We start from the raw sequence: 20,244 nt of genomic DNA, 5'->3' as shown, positions 1-20,244 counted from the left end.
ATGATCGAAACTTCTATCGTTCGATCACGATGCACGTTTGCCGTGCCACACACTGCGAGGGGGACTGCCGCCGTGCGCGAGAGTGCTGCTGACCGTCACGACCGACTGCTGGGCCTGGTACGGGAACGGGGCTCGGCCCGCGTCTCGGACCTCGCCGGACTGCTGGGCGTCTCGCCCGTCACGGTGCGCCGGGACGTGGAGGAACTGGCCGGGCGGGGGCTGCTCGACCGGGTGCACGGGTCGGTGTCGTGGCCGCGCGAGGCGGGCGTCGCGGCGGCCGCGCCGGCCGGGACCGCCGGCGGCGTGGTGCTCGGCATGCTGGCCCCCTCGGCGACGTACTACTTCGCCGAGGTCATCCGCGGCGCGCACGAGGCTGCGGCGCGGGCCGGGGCGCGACTGGTCCTGCGCATCTCGGACTACCGCCCGGAGGAGGACCAGGCCCGCACCGAGGGGCTGCTGGCGGCGGGGGCCGAGGGGCTGCTGGTGGCGCCGGGGTGGCGGCGGCCGGACGACCCGGCGGCGTACGGCGACTGGATCGCCTCGCTGCCCGTGCCCACCGTGCTGCTGGAGCGGCAGCCGGCGGCCGGCTCGGCGCTGGACGGGATCGACCGGGTCTGCTCGGACCACCGGCACGGGGTGCTGCTGGCCGTGCGGCACCTGATGGGGCTGGGGCACGGGGCGCCGCTGCTGATGGCGCGCGACGACTCGCCGACGGCTCTCGCGGTGCGTTCGGGGTACGCGGAGGCGCTCGGCGTGCTGGGGGTGCGGGCGCCGTGCGAGGTGATCGACTCCGTACCGGCGGAGGTCGGTCCGGACCGTTTCGAGGCGGCGGTGCAGGCGCTGCGGGCGGTGGTCGCCTCGGGGGCGGCGACGGCCGCGCTGGTCCACAACGACGTGGACGCGATCCAGGTGGCGCAGCGGCTGGCGGAACTGGGTGTGCGGGTGCCGGAGGATCTGGCGCTGATCGCGTACGACGACGAGGTGGCGGCGCTCGCCGACACGCCGCTGACGGCGGTGGCGCCGCCGAAGCGCGAGGTGGGGCGGCAGGCGGCCGGGCTGCTGGTGGAGCGGCTCGGGCAGGGGCGGGGCGCGGGCGGGGAGGAGCCGCGGCGCCATCTGACGCTGCTGCCGCAGCTGCGCGTACGGGCGTCCTGCGGAGCCACGGCGGTCTGATCTTTTTTCGATCAATCAATCTTTCGCTCTTGACTTCGCTCATCGCTGGCTCAAGTATCACGGCCAACGCAATGTCGCCGCCCGTTCAGGAGCCGTGCCGTGAGCCCCAGTTGGAACAGAACGTCCCATGTCATAGTCGGCGCCGCCACCGCCCTCGCCGTTCTCACGGCCTGCGGCGGCAGCGGCTCGGACGAGAGGAAGGCAGCCCCCGGAAGTGACGGCAAGCCCGTCTCGATCACCTTCTGGGGCTGGGCCAAGGGCTCGAAGGAGGTCGTCGACGCCTTCAACGCCTCGCACGAGAACATCCGGGTGAAGTACGAGGAGATCCCCTCCGGCAACGCCGGCGGCTACGCCAAGATCTCCAACGCCGTGAAGGCGGGCAACGCTCCCGACCTGGTGTCCATCGAGTACCCGATGCTCCCCGAGTTCGTCAGCCAGGGCTCGGTGCAGGACATCAGCGCCCACCTCACCGACGACGTGAAGAAGAAGTTCCTGCCGCAGGCGGTCGAGCTGACCACCCTCGGCGGCAAGAACTGGGCCGTCCCCTTCGACGCCTCGCCGCAGGCGTTCTACTACCGCAAGGACCTGTTCGAGAAGTACGGCGTCGAAGTCCCCCGTACCTGGGACGAGTTCCGCCGGGCCGCGGAGAAGGTGAAGAAGGCCGACAGGAAGGCGCGCATCGGGACCTTCTTCCCCGACGACCCGTCCACCTTCCAGGCGATGGCCTGGCAGGCCGGAGCGCGGTGGTTCAAGGCCGAGGGCGACACCTGGAAGGTCGACACGACCGACTCCGCCACCCGGAAGGTCTCGGCGTACTGGCAGGGGCTCCTGGAGGACGATCTGATCCACAACAACGCCTCCTTCAGCCCCGAGTGGACCAACTCCCTCAAGAGCGGGAGCACCGTCGGCTACCTCGGAGCGTCCTGGGGCGCGGGCGTCCTGACCGGCACCCTGCCCGAGCAGAGCGGCAAGTGGGCCGTCGCGCCGATGCCGTCGTGGGACGGGAAGCCGGCGAGCGGCATGCTCGGCGGCTCCACCTTCGCGGTGACCAAGGACAGCGAGAAGACCGAGGCGGCGGTCGAGTTCGCGCAGTGGATGACGACGACCGAGGACGGCGTCAAGGCCCGGATCGCCTCCGGCACGTCGAGCGCGTTCCCGGCGGCGGCCGAACTGCGCCCGGCGGCCAAGGCGGCCTTCGACGCGACGTACTTCGGCGGCCAGGACATCTACCGGGTGTTCGAGGACGCCGGCGCCTCCATCGCCCCCGGCTGGGCCTGGGGCCCGAGCACCGGCACCACCAACACGGTCATGAAGGACCAGTTCGGCAAGGTGGCCGACGACGGCGCGACGATCGCGGACGCCGTGAAGGCCGGTCACGCCGCGACCGTCTCGGAGCTGAAGAAGCGCGGCCTGAAGGTGGAGGGCTGAGAAGAACGTGAAGGCCCGCACCCGCACCAATGCCGCCGCCGGCGTCCTGCTGACTCCCTTCTTCGCGCTCTTCACCCTGGTGATGGTGGTGCCGGTCGGATACGCGGTCTGGCTGAGCCTGTTCACCGAGAAGCAGTCCGGACTGGGATTCGGCGGAACGGAGACCGTCTTCAGCGGCCTCGACAACTACACGGCGGCGCTGGGTGACCCGGCCTTCCGCGAGGGCTTCGCCGTACTCCTCGGGTACTGCGTCTTCTACATCCCGCTGATGATCGGCGGAGCCCTCGCCCTCGCCCTGCTCCTCGACTCCGCGCTCGCCCGGGCCCGTCGCTTCTTCCAGCTCGCGCTGTTCCTGCCGCACGCCGTCCCGGGCATCATCGCCGCGCTGATCTGGGTCTACCTCTACACGCCCCAGCTCAGCCCGGTCGTGGACGCCATGGAGGCCGGCGGCATCGGCTTCGACTTCTTCGCACCCGAGGGCGCCCTCCCCTCCGTCATCAACATCGCGCTGTGGGAATGGCTCGGCTACAACATGGTGATCTTCTACGCCGCCCTCCAGGCCGTCGACCGCTCCGTGCTGGAAGCGGCCACGGTGGACGGGGCGGGCGCCTGGCGCACCGCGCTCAGCATCAAGGTCCCGCTGATCCGCGCCTCGGTCGTGATGGTCGCGCTGTTCACGGTCATCGGCTCGCTCCAGCTGTTCACCGAGCCGCTGATCATCAACAAGGGCACCGGATCATCCGTCACCTCCACCTGGACGCCGAACATGTACGCGTACACCGCGGCCTTCGACCGGGGCGACTACGGGCTCGCGGCCGCCGCCTCCGTGCTCCTGGCGCTCACCGCCGCGCTGCTCTCCTTCGCGGTCACCCGCTTCACCGGCCGGAAGGGGAAAAAGGCATGAGCTCTCCCGCCTCCGGCCCCTGGCTGTCGAAGACCGCCGTCAACGGGGCACTCGTCCTCGCCACGCTCTACATGCTCCTCCCCCTCGTCTGGCTGGTCACCGCCGCCACCAAGGACACCGGCGGCCTGCTCGCCGGAAACGCCTTCTCCTTCGAGGACTTCAACCTCGGCGCGAACCTCACCGCCCTGGCGACGTACAGCGACGGCGTCTACTTCCGCTGGTACCTCAACAGCCTTCTCTACGCGGGCGGCGGCGCCGCGGTCAGCTCGCTGATCAGCGTCGCCGCGGGCTACGCCTTCGACAAGTACCACTTCCGGGGCAAGGAGAAGCTGTTCGGCGTCGTCCTGCTCGGGGTGCTCGTCCCCACCACGGCGCTCGCCCTGCCGATGTACCTGCTCGCCAGCGAAGTGGGCATCGTCAACACCTACTGGGCCGTGCTCCTGCCCGTGCTGGTCCACCCCTTCGGCGTGTACCTCGCCCGCGTCTTCAGCGCCGGCTACATCCCGGACGAGGCCCTCGAAGCCGCCCGTATCGACGGGGCCGGCGAGCTGCGCACCTTCTGGTCCATCGGTATGCGCATGATCATGCCGGGCTTCGTGACCGTCTTCCTCTTCCAGTTCACCGCCATCTGGAACAATTTCTTCCTCCCCCTGGTGATGCTCTCGGACCAGCAGCTCTTCCCGCTGAGCCTGGGCCTGTACGCGTGGAACAGCAACGCCCACGGCGAGCCCGGGTTCTACCCCCTCGTCGTCACCGGCTCCCTCCTCGCCGTCGTCCCCCTGATCGTCGCCTTCGTCTCCCTCCAGCGGCACTGGAAGGCGGGGCTCACCGCCGGAAGCGTCAAGTGACGTACGCAAGCGCCCGTAGAGGAGCCCGAGTCCCACCATGCACCACACCACTGACAATCAGCCGTCCCTGCTGCTCGCGATGGGGCAGGGCATCGCGGAACGCCTGTTCACCGACCGCCACCGCACCCGCCTCGCGGACCTCTCGCGCACCGACCCGTACCTCGTTGCGCACGACCTCGCCGCCCCCGCGCCGCGCGTCGCCGACGCCCTCGCCGAGGCCGAGGTCCTCTTCACCTGCTGGGGCGCCACCCCGCTGACCGCCGAGGTCCTCGCCGCCGCCCCCAGGCTGCGCGCGGTCGTCCACGCGGCGGGCTCCGTCAAGCACCACGTCACCCAGGCCTGCTGGGACCGAGGCATCGCCGTGACCTCGGCGGCGGCCGCCAACGCCCTGCCCGTGGCCGAGTACACGCTCGCCGCGATCCTCTTCGCCGGCAAGCGCGTCCTGCACGCCGCCGCCCGCTACCGCGCCCTGCGCGCCGACCACGACTGGCGCGAGGAGCTCCACGGCGCCGGTAACCACCGCCGCACCGTCGGGATCGTCGGCGCCTCGCGCATCGGCCGCCGCGTCATCGAGCTGCTCCGCCCCTTCGACCTGGACGTCCTGCTGTACGACCCGTACGTCACACCCGGCGAAGCCGCGGCGCTCGGCGTCGGGCTCGCGCCCCTGGACGACCTATGCGCCCGCAGCTCCGTCGTCTCGGTCCACGCCCCGCAGCTCCCGGCCACGCGTCACATGATCGGCAGGCGACAGCTGGCCGCGATGCCCGCCGGGGCGACCCTGATCAACACCGCCCGCGGCTCGCTCGTCGACGAGGCCGCCCTGCTCCCGGAGCTGGCCTCCGGCCGCCTGCACGCCGTACTCGACGTGACGGACCCCGAACTGCCGCCGCCGGGCTCGCCGTTGTACGACCTCCCGAACGTGCTGCTGACCCCGCACATCGCGGGGTCGCTCGGCGACGAGCTGCACCGCATGGCGGACCAGGCCCTGGACGAGCTTGAGCGTTACACCGCCGGGCAGCCCTTCGCCGACCCGGTACACCCGGCGGCCCTGCACCACTCGGCCTGAGTCAGCGCCGACCCGAATCAGCACAAAGTGGCCATCTCACTAAAATAGACGTATCTCACGAGGGTCGGGAGGCGTCATGAAATTCGTACAGATAATCGATTACACGACCGAGCGGTCCGCAGACATGAACCAGCTCATGGACCGGTGGGTCGAGCAGACCAAGGGCAAGCGGACCGCCACGCACAACATCATCGGCAAGGACAGGTCCCAGGCGAACCACTACGTCGAGATCGTCGAGTTCCCGTCGCACGAGGAGGCGATGAAGAACTCCCAGCTGCCGGAGACCGACCGGATCTTCCGGGAGATGGTGGAGCTCTGCGACGGCATGCCCTCGTTCACGGACCTCGACGTGGTGCGTGAGGAGCAGCTGAACTCCGCCGCCGTCCGCCGCTTCTTCCACGAGGTCGCCGTCGGAGGCAATCTCGACGCGATCGACGAGATGTTCGCGTCCGACTACCGGGACCACGACGTCATCAAGGAGGAGGAGAGCACGGTCGGCGCCGACGTCATCCGCAGCGACGTGACGGGCTGGCGCGACGCCTTCGACTTCCGCTTCGAACTCGACCGGCAGGTGTCCGAGGGCGACGACGTGGTGACGCTTTGGACGTGGACCGGCACGCACAAGGGCGACTTCATGGGCATCGCGCCCACCGGCAGGCAGTGCACCATGACCGGCACGACGATCTTCCGCTTCCAGGACGGGAAGATCCAGGAGGGCTGGTGGCACATGGACGCCCTGGGCCTGATGCGCCAGCTCGGCGCGCTCGGCTGACCGCGCGTCCGGCCGCCCACGCGCGGCCGGCCGAACGCGAAAGGCCCCCGTTCCCACCGCTGAGCAGCGGGAAACGGGGGCCTTTGCGCGACGCGGTACGTCAGTGGGAGTGGCCGTGGCCGCCGTGGCCGGCGTCCGCCTCTTCCTCGGCCGGCTTCTCGACGACCAGGGTCTCGGTCGTGAGCAGCAGCGACGCGATGGACGCGGCGTTCTCCAGCGCGGAGCGGGTGACCTTGACCGGGTCGATGACGCCGGCCTTGACCAGGTCGCCGTACTCGCCGGTCGCGGCGTTGAAGCCGTGGCCCTTGTCGAGCTCGCTCACCTTGGCGGTGATGACGTAGCCCTCGAGGCCGGCGTTCTCGGCGATCCAGCGCAGCGGCTCGACGACGGCGCGGCGGACGACCGCGACACCCGTGGCCTCGTCGCCGGTCTTGCCCAGGCCGCCCTCGAGCACCTTGGCGGCGTGGACCAGAGCGGAGCCACCACCGGAGACGATGCCCTCCTCGACCGCGGCGCGGGTCGCGGAGATGGCGTCCTCCAGACGGTGCTTCTTCTCCTTGAGCTCCACCTCGGTGGCGGCGCCGACCTTGATCACGCACACACCGCCGGCGAGCTTCGCGAGGCGCTCCTGGAGCTTCTCGCGGTCCCAGTCGGAGTCCGTGGACTCGATCTCGGCCTTGATCTGGTTGACGCGGCCGGCGACCTCGTCGGCGTTGCCGCCGCCGTCGACGATCGTCGTGTCGTCCTTCGTCACGGTCACGCGGCGGGCGGTGCCCAGCACGTCGAGACCGGCCTGGTCGAGCTTGAGGCCGACCTCTTCGGCGATGACGGTCGCACCGGTGAGGGTGGCGATGTCGCCGAGCATGGCCTTGCGGCGGTCACCGAAGCCGGGGGCCTTCACCGCGACGGCGTTGAAGGTGCCACGGATCTTGTTGACGACCAGGGTCGACAGGGCCTCGCCCTCGACGTCCTCGGCGATGATCAGCAGCGGCTTGGAGGCGCCGGCCTGGATGACCTTCTCGAGGAGCGGGAGCAGGTCCTGGATCGAGCCGATCTTGCCCTGGTGGATCAGGATGTACGGGTCGTCGAGGACGGCCTCCATACGCTCCTGGTCGGTCACCATGTACGGCGACAGGTAGCCCTTGTCGAAGGCCATGCCCTCGGTGAAGTCGAGCTCCAGGCCGAAGGTGTTGGACTCCTCGACGGTGATGACACCGTCCTTGCCGACCTTGTCCATCGCCTCGGCGATGAGCTCGCCGACCTGCGAGTCCTGGGCGGAGAGCCCGGCCACGGCGGCGATGTCGGACTTGTCGTCGATCGGACGGGCGTTCGCGAGGAGGTCCTCGGAGATCGCCTTGACCGCGGCGTCGATGCCCTTCTTCAGGGCGGCCGGGGAAGCACCGGCGGCGACGTTGCGCAGACCCTCGCGGACCAGGGCCTGGGCCAGCACGGTGGCGGTGGTGGTGCCGTCACCCGCGATGTCGTTGGTCTTGGTCGCCACCTCCTTCACGAGCTGGGCGCCCAGGTTCTCGTACGGGTCGTCGAGCTCGACCTCACGGGCGATCGTGACACCGTCGTTGGTGATGGTGGGAGCGCCGAACTTCTTGTCGATGACGACGTTGCGGCCCTTGGGGCCGATCGTCACCTTGACCGTGTCGGCAAGCTTGTTGACGCCGCGCTCGAGGGCGCGACGGGCGTCCTCGTCGAACTTCAGAATCTTCGCCATGGAGCTTCTCTGTCCTCTCAAACGAAATGCGCCCCGGGCCGCCCGGCAATCGCTGGGGGCCAGGGGCGCAGATCAAAAGCAATCTTCGGGCGAATTACTTCTCGATGATCGCGAGCACGTCGCGAGCCGAGAGGACGAGGTACTCCTCGCCGCTGTACTTCACCTCGGTGCCGCCGTACTTGCTGTACAGCACGACATCGCCGACGGATACGTCGAGCGGCAGGCGCTCGCCGTTCTCGAAGCGGCCCGGGCCCACGGCCAGGACGACGCCCTCCTGGGGCTTCTCCTTGGCGGTGTCCGGAATGACCAGGCCAGAGGCCGTGGTCTGCTCGGCGTCGAGCGGCTGGACCACAATGCGGTCCTCGAGCGGCTTGATGGCAACCTTGGAGCTGGTGGTCGTCACGGTCCGGTCTCCCCCTTCGGAGATCTCACGGGGTTAACTGATGTGGGGTGGCGACCAGGTGGATCCGTCGTCGCGGGTGCCGGACCTGCCCGTCGCTACTGTTGGCACTCCCCACTGGAGAGTGCCAACGCCGAGACTATGACGCGGTTAGCACTCGGTCAAGCGGAGTGCCAATCCAACGCGGCCGCACGTGTTGACGGAGGCGGTGCGCGGGCGGGTGCCGGAGGGGTCAGAGGTAGTCCTCCAGGCGCGCGACGGCGAAGCCCTGCTCATGGATCCGGCGCAGCATCCGCGTGGTCATCGCGGTGATCGTCGCGCCCTTGAGCTCTGCGGGTCCCCGGAAGTGCGCGAGCACGATCTCGCCCGGCCGCAGCCGGTCGCCGTGCGCGTACCGCAGGTCGTTGATCTGCATCGACGCCCCCCACAGCACCACCGCCTCGGCCCCGCAGTCGCCCGCCGCCCGCAGCGTCTGGTTGTTGTACGCCCCGTACGGTGGCCGGAAGAGCCGGGGCCTGGCCCCGAAACGGGCTTCCAGGCGGTCCTGCTGGCCGCAGATCTGGGCGCGCTGACCGGCGTACGGGAGACCCGGCAGGTACGGGTGGTCGACGGTGTGGTTCTGCACCGTCGAGAGGCCGCCGCCCGCCCGCCGCAGCCGGTCGAAGTGGTCGTATCCGGGGGAGGCCACGCTGTCGGTGAGGAACATGCTGATCGGCAGGTTCAGGTCGTCGACCATTCGCACGAAGGCGGGGTCCCGCTCGGCGCCGTCGTCGAAGGTGAGGAAGACGACCTTGTCGCGGGTCGGTACGCGGTCGACGACGAAGGGGCGCGCCGGTTTGCGCACCGGGGGCGCCGGCGCGGCGCGCAACGGCGCCCGCAGCCCCCACCGGGCGTACGCCGCCGCCGGGGGCGCGGGCGGTGCGTGCGCCGCGAGCGCCCGGGCCCCCGCGTCGCGGACCTTCGGGGCGACGCTGCGGACCGCCTTCCTGCCGAGGCGCTCGATCGGGTCCACGGACTGGGCGCAGCCGGTGAGCGTCAGCGCACCGGCCGCCAGGAGCGCGGCCGTCAGCCGGTGCGCGCGCCTCACAGGTAGTCCTCCAGCCGGGCGACGGCGTACCCCTTGGCCGTGACGGTCTTCATGACCCGCCGGATCATGTCCGGCATGGTGCCCTTCCAGTCCTCCTTGCCGCGGAAGTGCGTGAGGATGATGTCGCCGGGATGCAGGTCGCGGTCCCACTCCCGCCACTCCATCCGGTCGGGGAACGCCTCGGCGGCCCAGAGCGGCACGGCCTTGATGCCGCAGGAGCGGGCGGCACGCAGCGTGTCGGCGTTGTAGTTGCCGTACGGCGGCCTGAACAGCCGGGGCCGCTCGCCGTACCGCTTCTGGATGACGTCCTGCATGCCGCAGATCTCGCGCTTCTGCCGGGCGTACGAGAGGCCCGGCAGGTAGCGGTGGTTGAGGGTGTGGTTGTGCAGGGACACGCCGCGGGCCTGCATGCGGGCGAAGTAGCCGTAGTTCTCGCGCACGAGGTAGTCGCTGAGGAACGCGCTGTAGGGGATGCCCAGCTCGGTCATCATCTTCAGCAGCTTCGGGTCCTTCTCCGCGCCGTCGTCCATCGTCAGGAAGACGACCCGTTCCTTGACCGGGACGGTGGTGAAGACCGGTGGCAGTCCCCGCCCCGCCCCGAAGCCCTTGCGGGTGGTGACCTTCGGCTTCACCGCGGGCGGCGGGGGCGCGGCGAGCGGAGGCCGGGCGAGGCGCCACTTCTTGGCCGCTGCGACGCGCAGGGCCTGGGCGCGCCGCAGCCGTTCGGCGGACCCGGCCAGGTCGCGGACCGGGCCCTGCCGGTACTCCTGCTGCTGGCCGGGGGCGGGTGCGGCGGGCCGCGGGCGCTCGGTGGCGGGCGTGGCGCAGGCGGACGCGAGGGAGGCGGCCAGCAGGACGCCGAGCCCCGCGGCGTACCCACTTCCGGTCCTTTTTACCTTTTGTCGTACTGGTCGCATGGCGTCGCATCCTGCCAGCGCGCACCCCCGGACCCCGGCCGACACCAGCACCGGCGGCGGACCGTCCCCCGGGTGGCCGACAGGCCGCCGAGGTGTCAGCCGTACGCCGCGGCCACCCCCAGCGCGGCCAGCGTGAACCCGTCGCGCACCTCTCCGCGCCGGACCGCCTCGGCCAGCTCCCGCCGCGACCACCAGCGCGCGTCCGCGACCTCGCCGTCGCCGCCCGCGCCCCCGCCCCCCGCGGGCACAGCGCCGTCGGGCACGGTCACCTCCACCACCGCCGCCTCGCTCTCCAGCAGCCCGGAGTCCACGTCCAGGCGGGCCAGGACCCTGGCCTCGCTCCCTTCGACGCCGGTCTCCTCCGCGAGCTCGCGCAGCGCGTCGGCGACCGGGTCGCTCTCCCCGAAACCGCGGGGCAGCTCCCACGCCCACCGCCCTACCGCGGGCCGCCACTGACGGACCATCAGCACGTGGTCGCCGCGCCGGGCCAGCACCACGACACCGGTACGGCCCCCGCCGACCCGCACCCGGTGCAGCTCCACCGCCTGCCCGGAGGGGAGCCGGTAGGTGTCCAGGAAGACGTCGCACCATCTCCCGTCCGGGTCGCCGTAGACCCTGCGCGAACCGGAGCGCTCCACTTCACTGTCCACGGTCACCGTCCATGCTCACTGCCCGTTCGGATCCGCCGTCACCGTCGTCGGCAACTCCACCACATCGCACCGCCCGCGATACGCGTCCAGCGCATGCCGGCCGACGGCCCGCCCGCCGGCCACGACCACCGTCACCACCGTGGGCACCAGCGTCCCCGCCATCCCCGACACCGCGTCGCCCAGCAGCCCCTCGCCCGCCACGAGACTGGCCGCCGCGCCGAGCGTGCCGGCCGCAGTCAGCTCGCCGCCCCGCCCGCCCACGGTCCGTACCGCGCGCTGGATGCGCGTCAGGGGCGCCGCGTCCGCGCCCCCGCTTCCCGGGTCCTTCGTACGGGCGCCGAGCAGGTCGCCCATCTCCTGCAGCGCCGCCGGATCCCGCGCCTGCCACCAGCGGGCCAGCGCCTCGGACGCGTCGTCGGCGAACCGCTGCCAGTCCTCCCCCGGCAGCAGACCGAGCCGGCGCTCGAAGTGGGCGGGGAACGTCACCAGCGGCGCCTGTCCGGTGAGCAGCGTCGCCTCCCGTCTGCGTATCCCCCGCCGGGGCGCCGCCAGCGCCAGCATGCAGTGCTCGCCCGCCGCGATGGCCCGGTAGTACGCCTCGTCGAACGCCTCCGCCAGCAGCTCCGCGTCGGCGCGCCGCGCCGGGTCGGCGGCGCCGGACAGCGGGGCGAGCCGGTCGTGGAGCAGGCTGCGGTTCGGCAGCCCGCCCACGTCGAGCGCGCCGGCGGTCCAGGCCGCCAGCACCGCGCGGCCCTCCTCGGAGGCCAGCTCCCCCGGCGCCGGCGGCGGCTGGACGGCGTAGGCGGTGGCGTAGTCGGCCGGGGTCAGCCCGCGCACCTCCAGCAGGCCGCGCCCGGCGGCCTCCAGCCAGTCGCTCCAGCGGGCGACCAGGCGCAGTCGCAGCGGGGTGTCGAGCTCGCCGGTCGCCCGCAGCAGCCGGTCGACGGCCTCCACCGGGCCGCCGTCGGCCGAAGCCGGGGCGCCGGCGCCCACCTCCGCCAGCCGGTGCTGAAGCCGCCGGCACCGCTCGAGACTCAGCGGGAGCGAGGCGAGCAGGACACCCCGCGACAGCATCGCGACCAGCTGCGCTCCCAGGTCGGCGTCCCGGGCGTTCACCCGCACCGGCAGCATCGCGCCGCCGCCGACCGCCCGTATCGCCAGCTCGTCCATCAGCTCGGCCGGGCGCAGCACGGCGAAGGCTGCCCCGTCCAGCAGCTGTGCGTACGTCAGGAAGGCCACGCCTCCCTGGAGCACCTCCCAGCGCAGCCGCCCCAGCAGCTCCACCCGGTCCTCCGGCGTGGCCCGCTCCCGGGGAATCCCCTCCGTACCGCCCGAACCGAGCAGGGCGCGCTGACGCCGGCTGTCCCACGCCGAGCTGAGTACCGCTTCCACAGATCCCCCGATCCCCGCCGCCTCACGACACCTCGACAGTACGGCCCGCCACTGACAGGGAGAATGGCGACCGTGGATCTCGACTCCTTCTCCGCCCTGCTGACCGACGAGGGCCAGTCCCTGCTCACCGCCCTGCGCGACCACGACCCGGCGCAGGAGCTGGCGACCGCGACGCGGCTGCGCCGTGAACACCCCGCCGCGCTCGTCTCGGCGGCGCTCGGGCAGGCGCGGCTGCGGCAGCGGGCGGTGGCGAAGTTCGGCGCCGGGGACGCGTACCGGATGTACTTCACGCCGAACGGCGTCGAGCAGGCCACCCGCACGGCCGTGGCCACGTACCGCGCCGGGCGCTTCGCCGCCCTCGGCGTGCGCAGCGTCGCCGACCTGTGCTGCGGCATCGGCGGCGACGCGATCGCGCTGGCGCGCGCGGGCATCCGCGTCCTGGCGGTCGACCGGGACCCGCTGACGGCGGAGGTCGCCCGTGCGAACGCGGAGGCGCTCGGCCTGTCCGCCCTCGTCGAGGTCCGCCGCGCCGACGTGACGGACGTCGACACCACGCCGTACGACGCGGTCTTCGTCGACCCGGCGCGGCGCGGCGGCCGGGGCCGCATCTTCGACCCGGAGGCGTACTCGCCGCCGCTGTCCTGGGCCGTCGAGGCCGCCCGCACCCGCGCGCACGCGGCGCTCAAGATCGCGCCGGGCGTCCCGCACGAGGCGGTGCCCGCCGACGCCGAGGCGGAGTGGATCTCGGACGGAGGGGACGTGAAGGAGGCGGTGTTCTGGTTCGGCACGGCCCCCGGGATGGTCCGCGCCACGCTGCTCCCCGGTCCGCGCACCCTGGTCGGCACGGGCCTGCCGGACCCCGAACCGGGCGCGGTCGGACGCTACCTGTACGAGCCGGACGGCGCGGTCGTCCGCTCGCACCTGGTGGCGGAGGTGGCGCGGGAGGTGAACGGCCGCCTGATCGACGAGACGATCGCGTACATCACGTCGGACGAGCTGCACCCGACGCCGTACGCCACCGCGTACGAGATCACGGACCAGCTGCCGTTCGGCGTGAAGAAGCTGAAGGCGCTGCTGCGCGAGCGGGGCGTCGGCGTGCTGACCGTGAAGAAACGCGGCTCGGCGATCGAACCGGAGGAGCTGCGGCGCAAGATGAAGCTGTCGGGACCGAACGCGGCCACGGTCTTCCTCACCCGGGTCGCCGGCGCGCCGACGGTGCTGATCGGCCGTCCGGCGGCGTAACCGGAAAGATCTTCCGCCGCCCTGTCACACTCGCGCCGCCGGGCGCGTCAGAGCAGTGAGCCACTCACCGCACAACGAGCCGGAGCGAGCCCGCACCGGCCGCGACCGCTGAGGAGCACTGCCGATGTCCACCGCGCACACCGTATTCACCGTTCTGGCCGCCGCCCTGGTGGGCTTCTCGGCCGCCTCCGTCTTCCTCCGCGCGAAGTGGGTGGTCGGGCCCATGGCGGACTACGGCATTCCGCAGTCCTGGCTGCCGTGGCTCGGCACGGCCAAGGCGGCCGGGGCGGCGGGCCTGGTGGCCGGCCTGTTCCTGCCGGTCGTCGGAGTGGCCGCCGGGGTCGCCCTGGTCCTGTACTTCGCGGGGCCGTCGTCGCGGTCGTCCGGGCCCGCTGGTACGCGCACATCCCGTTCCCCCTGGTGTACGCCGCGCCGGTGGTCGGCGCCCTGGTGCTCGGGGCCGCCTAGCACGGGCCGGACCGGCGGGCCGCCTCCGCACGCCCCACGCGGCCCGCCCCGCCCGGAACCTCCCCGCCCCCGGCCGACACGCGCCTCGGCCCCGCGCCTCCCAGCCCGTCACGCCTCGCGGCCCGCGCGCACCCCTCAGCCCGCCGCGCCGTCCGTCCCGCCCGCCGGGCCCACCCGTACCGCCCACCGGTAGTGCCCCACGGCCTTCGCCGCGCCGATCAGCCCGGCCACCCACAGCACGACGCCGAGCCCGATGAAGAAGACCGCGTCCGCGTACGTGTCGGAGCCCGCCCGCGCGGTCACCGCGAAGCCGAGCGACGACCACAGCCCCAGCCCGCACACCGCCACGGAGGAGAGCAGCCACGCGAGACTGAGCCCCGGAACACGCCACCGGGCGGCGGACAAACCGTGCTCCCGCCCCACCCGGGCCCACTCCACGAGCAACTGACGGATCGTACGGTCGCGCCGCACCCCGATGCCGATGAAGATCCAGCACGTCACCGCGCCCGCGAGCCCCACCGCGCCGAGACCCGCCGCGAAGACGGCGGTCAGCGGGTCGCCCGGCCCCTCGAACGACTCCAGGGCCGCCCCGACCGCTCCCCACCCGAGCACCGCGCCGCCCACCAGAAGCCAGAAGCGCACCAGCCGCCCGGGGCCGAGCCCGCGGACGGTCAGCTCGTCCAGGACGCGCGCCCGGTCGGCGCTCATCGCCTCCGGTCCGGGCCAGGCCCGCAGGTGCTCGGGCGGCGGAGGGGGAGGAAGCGGCGCGCGACGGGACATGAGCACGACACTACCGAGTGCCGCGCGGCCGGGATCAGGCCGCCTAAGGCTGCCTCAGGCCACCTCGACCGACTCGAAACGCCAGCGGTGGACCGCCCGCGTGACCAGATCCGCCTCGGGCTCCGGCAGTTCGGGCAGCCGCGCGTCGTACTCCGCGTCCCACCACGTCAGCACGAGCACCCGGTCCTGCGGCGCCCGCAGGATCTCCGTGCGCACCGGCTCGGCCGCCAGGACCCGCGACTGCGCCCGGGCCCACTCCAGCAGCTCCGCGCCGCGGCCCTCGGTGGCGCGGGCCTCCCACATCAGCGCGACGGTCATGAGTAGAGGTTGTCCTTGCTGAGCTCGTGCACGTGGTCGTGGTCGTGGTCGTGCGCGGCGCCCGGCACGTGCGGCTCGGTGACCGGCAGCGAGGAGTCCGCCGACAGGTCCCAGTCCGACGCCGCCCGGCCCCGCGCCACCATCTCCGCACCGAGGGCCGCCACCATCGCGCCGTTGTCCGTGCACAGGCCCGGCCGGGGCACCCGCAGCCGGATGCCGGCCCGTTCGCATCGCTCGGCGGCGAGCGCCCGCAGCCGCGAGTTGGCCGCCACGCCGCCGCCGATCATCAGGTGGTCGACGCCCTCGTCCTTGCAGGCCCGCACGGCCTTGCGGGTCAGCACGTCGACGACCGCCTCCTGGAAGGACGCCGCCACGTCCCGCACCGGCACCTCCTCGCCGGCGTTGCGCTTTGCCTCGATCCACCGCGCCACCGACGTCTTCAGCCCGGAGAAGGAGAAGTCGTACGCCGCGTCGCGCGGCCCGGTCAGCCCGCGCGGGAAGGCGATCGCCTTCGGGTCGCCCTCCCTGGCTAGCCGGTCGATGACGGGACCGCCGGGGAAGCCCAGGTCGAGGACGCGCGCGATCTTGTCGAACGCCTCGCCCGCCGCGTCGTCGATGGTCGCGCCCATCGGCCGTACGTCGCTCGTGATGTCCGGCGCGAGCAGCAGCGACGAGTGCCCGCCGCTGACCAGCAGCGCCATCGTGGGCTCCGGCAGCGGGCCGTGCTCCAGCTGGTCGACGCAGATGTGCGAGGCCAGGTGGTTCACGCCGTACAGCGGCTTGCCCAGCGCGTACGCGTACGCCTTCGCCGCCGACACGCCCACCAGCAGCGCCCCGGCGAGTCCCGGGCCCGCCGTCACCGCGATGCCGTCGAGGTCCGAGGCGGCGACGCCGGCCTCCTTCAGCGCGCGCTCGATGGTCGGGACCATCGCCTCCAGGTGGGCGCGCGACGCGACTTCGGGCACCACGCCGCCGAAGCGGGCGTGCTCGTCGACGCTCGACGCGATGGCGTCGGCGAGCAGGGTGGTGCCGCGCACGACGCCGACGCCGGTCTCGTCGCAGGAGGTCTCGATGCCGAGGACGAGCGGTTCGTCAGCCATGGTGAATCTCGGTTTCTCGTACGGAGGGCGCGGGCGCCGCCGGGTCGGTCGTCGTCAGCCGCATCACGAGCGCGTCGATGTTGCCCGGCTGGTAGTAACCGCGCCGGAAGCCGATCGGCTCGAAGCCGAAACGCTCGTACAGCTTCTGCGCGCGGAGGTTGTCGACGCGCACTTCGAGGAGCACCTCGGCGCACTCGAAGGCGGTCGCGTGCCCCAGCAGGTCGGTGAGGAGCCGGGCGCCGAGCCCGGTCCCCCACTGGTCCTTGGAGACGGCGATGGTCTGTACGTCGCCCTGCCCGCCGGCGGCGGCGAGACCGGCGTACCCGACGATGCGGTCCGCCTCCTCGGCCACCACGTACCGGCGGGTGGCCCGCGGCCCGCGCGCGTGGGCGAGTTCGGACCAGAACATGCCGGGCGACCAGGCGTCGTCGGGGAACAGCCCGCGCTCGAGGTCGAGCACCGGGCCGATGTCCCACCAGCGCATCTCTCTCAGGCCCGCGGTCACTTGGGCGTGACCACCTTGTAGTTCTTGGGGACCTGCGCGTCGGGCCGGCGGAGGTACAGCGGCAGCGGCGGCAGGAAGGACTCCCCCGCCGCGAGCTTCTCGGCGGCCAGCGACGCCAGCGCGCCCGCCGACTGGTGCTCGGGTCCGCGCGCGTCGGGGAAGGCGTCGGGGTAGAGCAGCGCGCCGGAGCCGACCACCGGAAGGCCGGTGAGCTGATCGGCGATGTCGGCGGGGCGGTCGACGGCGGGCTCGGACACGCGCGTGCGGGCGTCGGCGTACCGCGCCCAGTACACCTCCTTGCGGCGCGCGTCGGTGGCCACGGCGAAGGGGCCGGTCAGCCCGGCGGCGTACGCCAGTCCGTCCAGGGTGCACAGGCCGTGGACCGGCACCCCGAGCACGAGGCCGAAGGTCTCGGCCGTCGCGAGGCCGACGCGCAGTCCGGTGTACGGGCCGGGGCCGACGCCCACGACGATGCCGGTCACCGCGTCGAGTTTCAGGCCGGCCCCGGCGAGCACCCGGTCGACGGTGGGCAGCAGCAGCTCCCCGTGGCGGCGGGCGTCGACCTGTCCGGCCTCGGCGACGACGGAGTCTCCGTCGTGGAGGGCGACGGTGACGGCTGGGGTGGCGGTATCAACGGCGAGCAGGAGCACACAAACAGCCTACGGCCCGCGCGCGGGGAGCACGGCGTCCCCCGTCCCTCCCGGCCCCTGCTGCTACCGTCACCACAAATACGCGCGCTGTACGAACATGAGGTGGAGCAAGGTGGCAAGGAGCAGCTCGGGAATCGTGGCCGGGCTCACCGCGGCAGCCGTGGCGGCGGTCGCCTTCCTCGCCTACCAGGCGTCGGCGAACGCGCCCTCCGCCGCCCAGCTCGTCGAACCGACCGCCGGCAAGACCCCCGCGGCGCACGCCACGCAACCGCCCAAGGCGCCGGCCAAGAAGAAGGACCCGTTCGCGGTGCCGGCCCAGTCGGGCACGGGGACGCGCGTCGTGTACTCGCTGGCCGAGCGGCGGGTGTGGCTGGTGGACGGGTCCGGCAAGGCCACCAGGACGTTCCAGGTCGCGCCCAGCACGGTCAGCCCGCCGCCCGGTACGTACGCGGTGGGCTCGCGCTCGGGGAGCATCACCGGCTCGGACGGCGTGGAGGTCGAGCACGTCGTGCGCTTCACGACAGTCGAGGGCGTGCCGATCGGCTTCAGCGCGGCGGTCGACGGGTCGATGCCGAGCCCGGACCCGAAGAGCAGGACGGGCGGCGTCCGCATGGAGCGTCCCGACGGCGACGCGCTGTGGAGCTTCGCGACGGTCGGCGTCAAGGTCGTCGTCGTCCCGTAAATACGCTCGTACGAGCGACAGGGCGGAGCGCCGGCAGGTGACCGGCCCCCGCACACCGGCCCCGCGACGCCCCTACGCGGCGTCGCGCCGTTCCGGGCGTTCCTCCGCGCGCGCCTCGGCGGCGTCGTCCTCCTGCGACCGGCCTCTCGGCGGGGTGGAGACCGCTGTGGCCGCGACGCACGAGGCCAGCAGGTCGCGCATGGAGAGCGGCTGAGTCACTTCGCGTTCAGAAGCCGGCATGGATGCCTCCTGGGCTCCGGTTGAGCAGGCGTGGTTAGGTAGACCTAACCAGGTCTCGGTATCCATGTGACCACGCCCGGCCTCACCGGCGCAACATCTTGCCGACGTCTTGTCGGAACGTACGGACGTCAGGCGCCCAGCGCGGCCAGGTCCTCGCCCGCCCACCGCGCCCCGATCCCGGTCAGCGTCACCCGGCGCACGTCGTCGGCGGAGTCCCCGACGGCCCGGTGGATGACCACGTGCAGCCGGTCGTCGGAGAGGTCCTCGACCTTGCCCTCGCCCCACTCCACCACGACCACGGAGTCGGGCAGCGAGACGTCGAGGTCGAGGTCCTCCATCTCGTCGAGTCCGCCGCCCAGCCGGTACGCGTCGACGTGCACCAGGGCGGGACCGCCGGTCAGCGAGGGGTGGACGCGCGCGATGACGAAGGTCGGCGACGTCACGGCGCCGCGCACCCCGAGACCTTCGCCGAGCCCGCGCGTCAGCGTCGTCTTGCCCGCGCCGAGCTCGCCGGTGAGCATCACGAGATCGCCGGGCCGCAGCAGTTTCGCGAGCCGGCGCCCGAACTCCTGCATGAGGTCGGGCGAGTGGACGGTGAGGACGGCGGTGGCGTCAGCCGCCGGGCTGTGCGGTGCTTCCATACGTCCCAACGTTAGCGGCTGCCGGTACGGCGCCCACCCGGGCCAGCAGGTCCGCGAGCCGGTCGGTGACCACCTCGGGGTGCTCCAGCATGACCAGGTGACCGGCGTCCGGCACTATCACCAGCTCCGCGTCGGGCAGCAGGCGTGCGATGCCCTCGCTGTGCTCGCTGGGCGTCACCAGGTCCTTGTCGCCGGCGAGCACGAGCACCGGCACCTCCGCGAAGATCTCCAGCGCCTCGGCCTTGTCGTGGTCGGTGAACGCCGGGTAGAACTCCGCGACGACGTCGATCGGCGTGCCCTCGATCAGCCGCTCCGCGAACCGCGCGACGGCCGGGTCCACGTCTTTCGAGCCGAACGAGTAGCGCTTGATCAGGCCGGCGAACAGGTCCGCCGTGGCCCGTCGCCCCCGTTCGACGATCTCCGTCTGCGTGCCGAGCGCGCGCAGCACGCGCGGCAGGACCCGGCGCACGGCGTTCACGCCGGCCACCGGCAGGCCGAAGTTGACCTCGCCGAGGTTCCCCGACGACGTACCGACGAACACGGCGCCCACCACGCGCTCGCGGATGAGCTCGGGGTACTGATCGGCCAGGGCCATCACCGTCATGCCGCCCATCGAGTGCCCCACCAGCACCAGCGGCCCCTCGGGTGCGGCGGCGTCGATCACGGCCTTCAGATCGCGCCCCAGCTGTTCGATGTCGACCGCCGTGCCGCGGCCCTGGGCCGACCCGCGCTCCGAGCGCCCGTGGCTGCGCTGGTCCCAGTGGACGGTGCGCACGACGCCCCGCAGCGCGGCCCGCTGGAAGTGCCAGGAGTCCTGGCTGAGACAGAAACCGTGGCTGAACACGACGGTGACCGGCGCCGGGGTCCTGCGCCCGAAGAGCCGGCGCCGGCGCGGCCCCGACGAGGCGCCGTCCGCCTCCACCTCGTCCACTTCGTAGTAGATCCCGGTCCCGTCGTCCGCCGCGGCCCGTCCCGGCATGCCGCGCAGAGCGCCGTACGGTCCCGCCGCGTCCAGCGCCAGCCGCGCCTTCTTCCGCATGCCCCGGCCGACGGTCAGCCGCTCCAGGGCGACGCCCGCCGCCGCGCCCGCCGCGACCACGCCTATCGCGGCGCCGGCCACACCCGCCCGGCGCCAGTTGCCGACGGCGGAGGTGGGGGGGTCGGTCCCCCACCCCCCCCCCCCCCCCCCCCCGGGGCCGCTTTCCTCTCTCCCCGTTTCGCCCCTCTCACCGTTCGGGTTCCCGTTCCCACAGGA

Annotated in this window: 22 protein-coding genes and 1 pseudogene; 9 read left to right on the top strand and 14 right to left on the bottom strand. The window is 72.6% G+C overall.

Annotation, left to right across the window (positions count from 1 at the left end; genetic code table 11):
• Positions 1–72 precede the first annotated feature (72 nt).
• The 6 genes from AC07FK_RS13465 (at position 73) to AC07FK_RS13440 (ending at position 6,191) form a co-directional block, all read left to right on the top strand.
• Positions 73–1,173 (top strand): LacI family DNA-binding transcriptional regulator, encoded by a 1,101-nt coding sequence (locus tag AC07FK_RS13465; RefSeq protein ID WP_479105024.1) that lies wholly within the window; start codon positions 73–75, stop codon positions 1,171–1,173.
• Positions 1,174–1,272: 99 nt separating this feature from the next.
• The gene (locus AC07FK_RS13460) at positions 1,273–2,601 is read left to right on the top strand and encodes an ABC transporter substrate-binding protein (protein WP_479105023.1); all 1,329 of its coding nucleotides are present in this window, start codon (positions 1,273–1,275) and stop codon (positions 2,599–2,601) included.
• Positions 2,602–2,608: 7 nt separating this feature from the next.
• Positions 2,609–3,505, top strand: coding sequence for a carbohydrate ABC transporter permease (locus AC07FK_RS13455; protein WP_479105022.1), 897 nt, complete (start codon positions 2,609–2,611; stop codon positions 3,503–3,505).
• Entirely contained in the window at positions 3,502–4,353 is an 852-nt protein-coding gene (locus AC07FK_RS13450) for a carbohydrate ABC transporter permease (protein WP_479105021.1), read from the top strand. Before AC07FK_RS13455 ends, AC07FK_RS13450 begins: the two co-directional genes overlap by 4 nt.
• A 37-nt stretch (positions 4,354–4,390) precedes the next feature.
• The gene (locus AC07FK_RS13445) at positions 4,391–5,419 is read left to right on the top strand and encodes a hydroxyacid dehydrogenase (protein ID WP_479105020.1); all 1,029 of its coding nucleotides are present in this window, start codon (positions 4,391–4,393) and stop codon (positions 5,417–5,419) included.
• A gap of 76 nt (positions 5,420–5,495) precedes the next feature.
• Entirely contained in the window at positions 5,496–6,191 is a 696-nt protein-coding gene (locus AC07FK_RS13440) for an ester cyclase (RefSeq protein WP_479105019.1), read from the top strand.
• Positions 6,192–6,291: 100 nt separating this feature from the next.
• Here the strand turns inward: AC07FK_RS13440 and groL are convergent, their stop codons facing one another.
• From groL to AC07FK_RS13410, 6 genes are all read right to left on the bottom strand, one after another.
• Positions 6,292–7,917 carry a chaperonin GroEL gene (groL, locus tag AC07FK_RS13435; RefSeq protein WP_479105018.1) on the bottom strand — a complete coding sequence of 542 codons (1,626 nt, stop codon included), beginning with the start codon at positions 7,915–7,917 and terminating at the stop codon, positions 6,292–6,294.
• Positions 7,918–8,011: 94 nt separating this feature from the next.
• Complete coding sequence (gene groES, locus AC07FK_RS13430) at positions 8,012–8,320, bottom strand: co-chaperone GroES (RefSeq protein WP_028812332.1); 309 nt, start codon at positions 8,318–8,320, stop codon at positions 8,012–8,014.
• 229 nt (positions 8,321–8,549) lie between these two features.
• Positions 8,550–9,404 (bottom strand): polysaccharide deacetylase family protein, encoded by an 855-nt coding sequence (locus AC07FK_RS13425; protein WP_479105017.1) that lies wholly within the window; start codon positions 9,402–9,404, stop codon positions 8,550–8,552.
• Positions 9,401–10,321 (bottom strand): polysaccharide deacetylase family protein, encoded by a 921-nt coding sequence (locus AC07FK_RS13420; RefSeq protein ID WP_479105016.1) that lies wholly within the window; start codon positions 10,319–10,321, stop codon positions 9,401–9,403. The genes AC07FK_RS13425 and AC07FK_RS13420 overlap by 4 nt, the downstream gene beginning before the upstream one ends.
• Positions 10,322–10,416: 95 nt before the next feature.
• A complete protein-coding gene (locus AC07FK_RS13415) occupies positions 10,417–10,971 on the bottom strand; it encodes an NUDIX hydrolase (RefSeq protein WP_479105015.1) in 555 nt (184 codons plus the stop codon).
• A 15-nt stretch (positions 10,972–10,986) separates the two neighbouring features.
• Positions 10,987–12,363: a hypothetical protein gene (locus AC07FK_RS13410; RefSeq protein ID WP_479105014.1), complete on the bottom strand. Its 1,377-nt coding sequence runs from the start codon at positions 12,361–12,363 to the stop codon at positions 10,987–10,989.
• Positions 12,364–12,426: 63 nt separating this feature from the next.
• Between AC07FK_RS13410 and AC07FK_RS13405 the strand changes: the two genes are divergently transcribed.
• Both AC07FK_RS13405 and AC07FK_RS13400 read left to right on the top strand, forming a co-directional pair.
• Positions 12,427–13,605: a THUMP-like domain-containing protein gene (locus AC07FK_RS13405; protein WP_479105013.1), complete on the top strand. Its 1,179-nt coding sequence runs from the start codon at positions 12,427–12,429 to the stop codon at positions 13,603–13,605.
• A gap of 124 nt (positions 13,606–13,729) precedes the next feature.
• Positions 13,730–14,073 (top strand): annotated as a pseudogene (locus AC07FK_RS13400) (DoxX family protein).
• A 135-nt stretch (positions 14,074–14,208) separates the two neighbouring features.
• On the opposite strand, the gene AC07FK_RS13395 reads toward AC07FK_RS13400, so the two are convergent.
• The 5 genes from AC07FK_RS13395 to tsaB are packed head-to-tail and all read right to left on the bottom strand — an operon-like array spanning position 14,209 to position 17,426.
• Positions 14,209–14,853 (bottom strand): hypothetical protein, encoded by a 645-nt coding sequence (locus tag AC07FK_RS13395; RefSeq protein ID WP_479105012.1) that lies wholly within the window; start codon positions 14,851–14,853, stop codon positions 14,209–14,211.
• A gap of 54 nt (positions 14,854–14,907) precedes the next feature.
• Entirely contained in the window at positions 14,908–15,171 is a 264-nt protein-coding gene (locus tag AC07FK_RS13390) for a hypothetical protein (RefSeq protein WP_479105011.1), read from the bottom strand.
• Positions 15,168–16,271, bottom strand: coding sequence for a tRNA (adenosine(37)-N6)-threonylcarbamoyltransferase complex transferase subunit TsaD (tsaD, locus tag AC07FK_RS13385; RefSeq protein ID WP_479105010.1), 1,104 nt, complete (start codon positions 16,269–16,271; stop codon positions 15,168–15,170). Before tsaD ends, AC07FK_RS13390 begins: the two co-directional genes overlap by 4 nt.
• Complete coding sequence (gene rimI / locus AC07FK_RS13380; RefSeq protein ID WP_479105451.1) at positions 16,264–16,755, bottom strand: ribosomal protein S18-alanine N-acetyltransferase; 492 nt, start codon at positions 16,753–16,755, stop codon at positions 16,264–16,266. Before rimI ends, tsaD begins: the two co-directional genes overlap by 8 nt.
• A gap of 17 nt (positions 16,756–16,772) precedes the next feature.
• Positions 16,773–17,426, bottom strand: a complete 654-nt coding sequence (gene tsaB, locus AC07FK_RS13375) for a tRNA (adenosine(37)-N6)-threonylcarbamoyltransferase complex dimerization subunit type 1 TsaB (protein ID WP_479105009.1) — start codon at positions 17,424–17,426, stop codon at positions 16,773–16,775.
• A 136-nt stretch (positions 17,427–17,562) separates the two neighbouring features.
• Here tsaB and AC07FK_RS13370 point away from each other — a divergent pair, with 136 nt between their 5' ends.
• On the top strand, positions 17,563–18,108 hold the full coding sequence (locus tag AC07FK_RS13370; protein ID WP_479105450.1) for a hypothetical protein: 546 nt from the start codon (positions 17,563–17,565) through the stop codon (positions 18,106–18,108).
• A 72-nt stretch (positions 18,109–18,180) separates the two neighbouring features.
• On the opposite strand, the gene AC07FK_RS13365 is transcribed toward AC07FK_RS13370, so the two are convergent.
• The 3 genes from AC07FK_RS13365 to AC07FK_RS13355 form a co-directional block, all read right to left on the bottom strand.
• Positions 18,181–18,348, bottom strand: coding sequence for a hypothetical protein (locus tag AC07FK_RS13365; protein WP_479105008.1), 168 nt, complete (start codon positions 18,346–18,348; stop codon positions 18,181–18,183).
• A 128-nt stretch (positions 18,349–18,476) separates the two neighbouring features.
• The gene (gene tsaE / locus AC07FK_RS13360) at positions 18,477–18,989 is read right to left on the bottom strand and encodes a tRNA (adenosine(37)-N6)-threonylcarbamoyltransferase complex ATPase subunit type 1 TsaE (RefSeq protein ID WP_479105007.1); all 513 of its coding nucleotides are present in this window, start codon (positions 18,987–18,989) and stop codon (positions 18,477–18,479) included.
• Positions 18,961–20,244: alpha/beta fold hydrolase (locus AC07FK_RS13355; RefSeq protein WP_479105006.1), on the bottom strand; the 1,284-nt coding region annotated here is incomplete at its 5' end. The genes tsaE and AC07FK_RS13355, both read right to left, overlap by 29 nt.

This window comes from Streptomyces sp. NPDC046122 (assembly GCF_056429965.1).
The sequence above is the reverse complement of the archived record's forward strand: the minus strand, read 5'-3'. Positions and strand labels throughout refer to the sequence as shown.